Source organism: Sphingobacterium sp. UBA7253 (assembly GCF_002472745.1).
GTDB lineage: Bacteria > Bacteroidota > Bacteroidia > Sphingobacteriales > Sphingobacteriaceae > Sphingobacterium > Sphingobacterium siyangense.
This window is the reverse complement of record NZ_DKSP01000082.1, coordinates 10703-16149: the sequence shown is the minus strand read 5'-3', so window position 1 is coordinate 16149 and position 5447 is coordinate 10703. Positions and strand designations below refer to the sequence as shown.

Sequence of the window (5447 nt, the reverse complement as noted above, 5' to 3'; positions counted from 1 at the left end):
CCCTTCCTATTTATGCGACTGCAAACTCTGCTTATATTTTAAAAACTGAGGTGCGGAAAATCCAAGATGTCAAGGTCTCGTATGTGCCAGTCTACAAAAAAAAAGATACGATCAATTATAATGTAGCTTCTTTTACAGGAACGCAAGATCGTGTAATAGGTGATATCATCAAAAAGCTTCCGGGCGTAGAGATGCGTAACGGTCAGATCTTTTACCAAGGCGAACCTATTCAACAGTATCGGGTCAATGGATTGGACATGATGGGCGGACGTTACGGGCTTATCAATCAAAATCTTCCAGCAGATGCGGTTATGAAAGTCCAGATCCTTGAAAATCATCAACCCATCAAAATGTTGGATAAGTTGGTCTTTTCCAACCGCGCCACCCTTAATTTACAGCTTAAGAAATTTACCACAACAGGTACCGGTAAACTAGGTCTTGGAGCAGCTCCTGCGCTTTGGGATGCTAATATTACGCCAATGACATTTGCCAAGACCTTTCAAATGCTCAATTCATTTCAGACGAACAATGTTGGTGATGATGTGTCACAGCAGTTAAAACCATTCTATTCAGGTACTGGTTATTTTACAGCGCGATCTCGCTTTTCAGATGGATCGTCCTATCTCTCCATTCGGGAGGTAGCCACTCCGGGTTTCGATCAGAAAAAATGGTTGAACAACCAGATCTTTTTAATGAGTAGCAATATGATTCAAAAGTTAAAGAACGGTTTGGAAGTCAAAGGTAATTTTTCTTATTTCCACGATAATCGAAAATTGCAAGGAACAACGTCGACACAATATTTTACAAACAACGAAGTGATCCACAACCAGGAGGTGGTGGACAATCGCTATGGTATCGATGAGTTGAATATTGGGATGCTGGTCGAAAAGAACGAGTCAAACGTTTTTTTTAGTAACAGTACCAATTATCGTAAACATTGGAACAACAGTGCCGGTAATATTCTTTTTAATGAAGACATCCCTATACAGCAGGACAAAAAGTTCTCAGACGAAGCCTTTCTCAATTCCTTTTCACTCGGCCGTTTTATAGGCAAGCAGTTGGTCAATATCACGTCTACTTTAGAGTGGCACAGTACACCTCAACGTCTTACGGTCAATCCCGGTCAGTTTGAATCGTTGCTCAACGGCGGGATGCCCTATGATCAGATGGGACAGATCGTTCGTTTTAAGAGCTTTAATTTTGAAAATGGCCTGAGTTTATCGCGCAAGATCAAAACATGGACTTTTTCACCTAGCATCAATCTGAATTACAACAACAGTACGTTAAACAGCTATATCGAGCTGCATGATCAGCATGATATTCGCGTCCTGGATACTGGTTATTTCAATGCTATGAATAGCGCGCAGATGCAGCTGCGGATGGCGCTCCAAATTGGGAAAGAAGTGCGCAAGTTTAAATACAGTTTCAATCTACCGTTCAGTCAATATTACTATAATGTCAAACAGCAAGGCATACAGCGTCTGAAAAATGAATTGCGGAGCAGTTGGAATCCCTCTGCTTCGATGAGCTATCTGTTTAACGGGAAAAATACGATCAGTACAAATCTGAGTGTAGGTCGAAATTTTGGTGGACTCGACAATTTCTACAATGGTTACATCATTAGTCAGTATCGCAGTATCCAAAAGTATGATGCACGCTTACTCAAGAATGAAGAGCTGCGTACAGGAATACATTATGCGTATAAAAACACCTTGAAGGCAAGCTTTGCCAATCTGAGTTATAATTTTAGAAAAAGTTGGCGTGACTATATGTTCAGTACAGTATTGGACAGTATGGGACGTAGCTCGACCAGTATTATTAATCAAAATGCACAGAGTTTATCGCATGGGATCAGTGGTGGACTTTCCAAACTATTTGTCCGTATCAAAACTGTAGCAAAGTTAAACGATAATTTCAGTTGGAGTAATTCAGATTATTTGCTGAATGAGCAGTTGGTGAAGCAACATGTAAACAGTCAGTCGTTCACACTTGAGCTGATCAATTCGTCTTCAGCGTTAATTTCTGGAGATTACCGGGTTGCCATGGGGCGGACCCACAATAGATTGGCTGCTGGGCAGCGCAATGAGCTGTTATATAACAATCATTTTTTTAATCTGGTAATTTCGCCCCATGATCGACATTTGATCACCTTGTCCAATTCATTATATGCAAATAATGTCAAGGCACAAAAAAGTCAGTATTTTATGGACGCAACTTATCGGTTCAGGCTAAGCCATTGGCGTACCGATTTAGAGCTGACAGCAACCAATATCTTGGATAATAAAAACTATCTGCAGCAATTTTCCTCAGATTATGAGCTTATACAGAGTTATTTCGAACTCAGGCCAAGACAGTTTCTGATTGCAATGCGATTTAAAATCTAGTGTTTAACTCCCAAAGAATTTGTTAACTTAAGGCTCTCAAATGACCTTTGATAATTTAGCTAATTTCTATCTTCCAGTGAGGTGGTCGATGGACCTGTTTTCAAGTTATACAACGTACAAATCAATAAATGTTTAAGAAGTGAAAATTAATAAAAAAGTTGTTCCAACTATTTATATTCTGACCTATGTTTGTTTGATCGTGATGAATTTTATTGCGATAGAGCACCAGGCAATTAAAGGATGTTTTAGTCAGTTATTGGCTGATTTTTTTCATTTAGGGCAAAAATTTGATGGCTTTCAAATTTTTAGAATATATCTTTTTGGGAATCCATGGATATTGGGATTATTCTATTATGGCTTTAAAATTAAGTGGATAGTATATTGTTTTATTGCCAGTAATATCTTAATTTTTGTATCGCTATTGCAATGTTATATGAAATTAACTTAATACACCTGTCAGTTATTTTACTTCTTTGATGAAATTACTGCTACAATGGAATATTAGATCTAAACTGCGAGATGATTAAGAAACATTTGTTTTCAGATAATAATATTTTAGTACCCTTATTTTAAAAGTGTGATAATTGTAATTGGTAGTTTGGTTATATTAGGTTTATGGTAAAAAGATCAGTCTTAGAAAAACTATCCAATAAGGACCTGTTGCGGTATACTTCAGAAGATACCCGATCAGTCCCTGAAGCTATAGAAATGGCTTTCGACATTCTCAAAAAAAGGGGCTATTTTTTTTCCGAAACAGAAATTGTTAAGATAAATCAACTTATAGCATCAAGGAAAAAAGAGGAACCTGATTACAAATCCCTTAACACATGGGATATTGATGAAGATGCTGAAAAAGCTTCCGTCAGTTTCTATTCTCAAAAAGCAATATGGTATTTTAGTATACTATTCGGATTATTTACAGGCGCTATATTGTTAGCGATTAACTTATTCACATTATCCAAGAAAAAAGAAGCATGGGCAACACTCCTATTTGGATTTGGTTATACCCTAGCGTTAATTTTAGTATACAATGAATTTAAAGATTATTTTGATCAGAGTAGATTCACTGGTATTTTGTTGTATGGAATAGGTGCCGCCATATTGCAGTTTGGGTTTTGGGATCAATATTTGAAAGGAATAAAATATAAGAAGAGAAGCATCATTGCTCCACTTATGATCTGTTTAGTTGTTGTTGGTTTAATTATATTACGTATCATAATATTCTTGAGTTGATTCTCCGCAATAATATTGAAAGACCCTATGGTTTTTCAAAGGCCAATGTTGTTATCTTGAGAAGTATACCTTACTACTTACTTAATGCCTTGACGATGGCCATGCCTATGGCCTTGGCTGATTGAGGATTTTGGCCAGTGATCAATCTGCCGTCAATGGTGACATGCGACTGCCAAGGCTCTGATTTTTCATAAATCCCACCTATAGCTTTTAGTTTATCTTCTAGTAGAAAGGGAACAACATTGCTGAGCTTTACAAGCTCTTCTTCTTCATTGCTAAAGCCATTGACTTTTTTCCCTTTTATCAAATATTCACCGGATTTCAGTTTGATATTGATCAAGCCAGCAGGACCATGACACACAGCTGCGACAACGCCGTTTGCTTCGTATATCTTGCTTGCAATCTTTGCGATTGTCGAATCGAAAGGCAGATCCCACATCGCACCATGTCCTCCGGCATAGAAAATGGCTTTATAATCTTCCGGTTTTACCTGAGAAGGTTTAAGGGAATGGGTGATTTTATTGTGGTAGTATTTATCCTCCCAGAATTTTTTGTTAACAGGATCAGTCAGGTCAAATCCATCCACAGGTGGATTCCCTCCCTGTGGACTAAGGAAATCAATCTCATATCCAGCCGCTGTTAAAACCTCCCAGGGATGTGAGACTTCCCCGAGATAATAACCTGTTTTCTCGCCTGTATTACCTTTTGTATCGTGACTAGTTACTACAAATAGAATTTTCGGTTTTCGATTTGTTGCATAGCAATGGGGTACTATTAGGGTGAATAAAGCCAAAAATAGTCCTATTTGTATAAAGAGTTGTTTTGCTTTCATATCGTTGAGATTTTCTTTTTGTTGGAACAAATCTCTCGATTTCATATCGTAATTTAACGTGACCTACATCACATAATTAAAATTCGCCTTCCCATTTCCGCTATTCACCGAGTTTTCCTAATCGTTAGTCTAAAGCCGATAGGCTAGGGGCCTATTGTGTCGTAGTTTTGAGTCAACAAATAAGAACAAAAACCATCATGAGCATCGATGGAAATGCTCATAATAGCTTCATCACAATTGAAGAACAAATTATTTAGATGAAAAACTAACACTATAAAATAAAGACATTATGAACCATCATGAGTGTATTCAAAGGACACTCATGATAGCTTTATCATCAAATAAAAAACAAATAATTTCGATAAAAAACGCTAGTAAAAACATTCGCAGCAGCAGCTTTAATCGCAGTATCTACTTTCGCTATGGCAGCTGAAGGACCTGGAGCAAAAGCAACAAAAGCAAACGTTAACCTTTCCACCGCTGATTTCGCTTTAGAGCACTATGTTGCAGTAACGACTGCGGGCGAATCAGCAGGAGTAGAGCAGTTATTTGCAGCTGATTTTAATCAAAAGATCCAAACTACCAATGCGTTGTCTAACAGCCGTAGCGAAGTGGTTAAATCCTTCAAAAAACAAAAAGGCGAAAAGCTGAACTGTACCGTAAGCACAGATATTTTAGAAGAATCCGCAGATTATATGATTGCTAAAGTGACTTTGAAATTTGAGGATTTCACCAAGACTGATCTTGTCACTTTGGAGCGTGTGGGTAATGACTGGAAAGTATCCAAATCAATCAATTCGTATAAATAAGAGCCAATAACTAGTGGTTTACAAATAATAAAAGACATACCACTAGTGAATCATCTATTTAAGTTTAGTTTAGAAGCCAGGTCGTGAAATCTGGCTTTTTTACGTCAAAAGGGCCTGATTCTCATCAGACCCTTTCTCTTAGCGTTTATCTGTACAGTAATTTTTATGTTTCCTATCGTTTCCTCTTTT

Annotated in this window: 4 protein-coding genes; 3 read left to right on the top strand and 1 reads right to left on the bottom strand. The window is 37.5% G+C overall.

Annotated elements, in window-relative coordinates; genetic code table 11:
* Positions 1 to 2384: hypothetical protein (locus B2X72_RS08280; protein WP_286849054.1), on the top strand; the 2384-nt coding region annotated here is incomplete at its 5' end.
* Between the two features lie 615 nt (positions 2385 to 2999).
* Positions 3000 to 3617, top strand: coding sequence for a hypothetical protein (locus B2X72_RS08275; protein WP_075991448.1), 618 nt, complete (start codon positions 3000 to 3002; stop codon positions 3615 to 3617).
* Between the two features lie 73 nt (positions 3618 to 3690).
* Here the strand turns inward: B2X72_RS08275 and B2X72_RS08270 are convergent, their stop codons facing one another.
* Entirely contained in the window at positions 3691 to 4494 is an 804-nt protein-coding gene (locus B2X72_RS08270; RefSeq protein WP_286849052.1) for a type 1 glutamine amidotransferase domain-containing protein, read from the bottom strand.
* Positions 4495 to 4871: 377 nt separating this feature from the next.
* Here B2X72_RS08270 and B2X72_RS08265 point away from each other — a divergent pair, with 377 nt between their 5' ends.
* Positions 4872 to 5258, top strand: coding sequence for a nuclear transport factor 2 family protein (locus B2X72_RS08265; protein ID WP_286849050.1), 387 nt, complete (start codon positions 4872 to 4874; stop codon positions 5256 to 5258).
* Positions 5259 to 5447 lie beyond the last annotated feature (189 nt).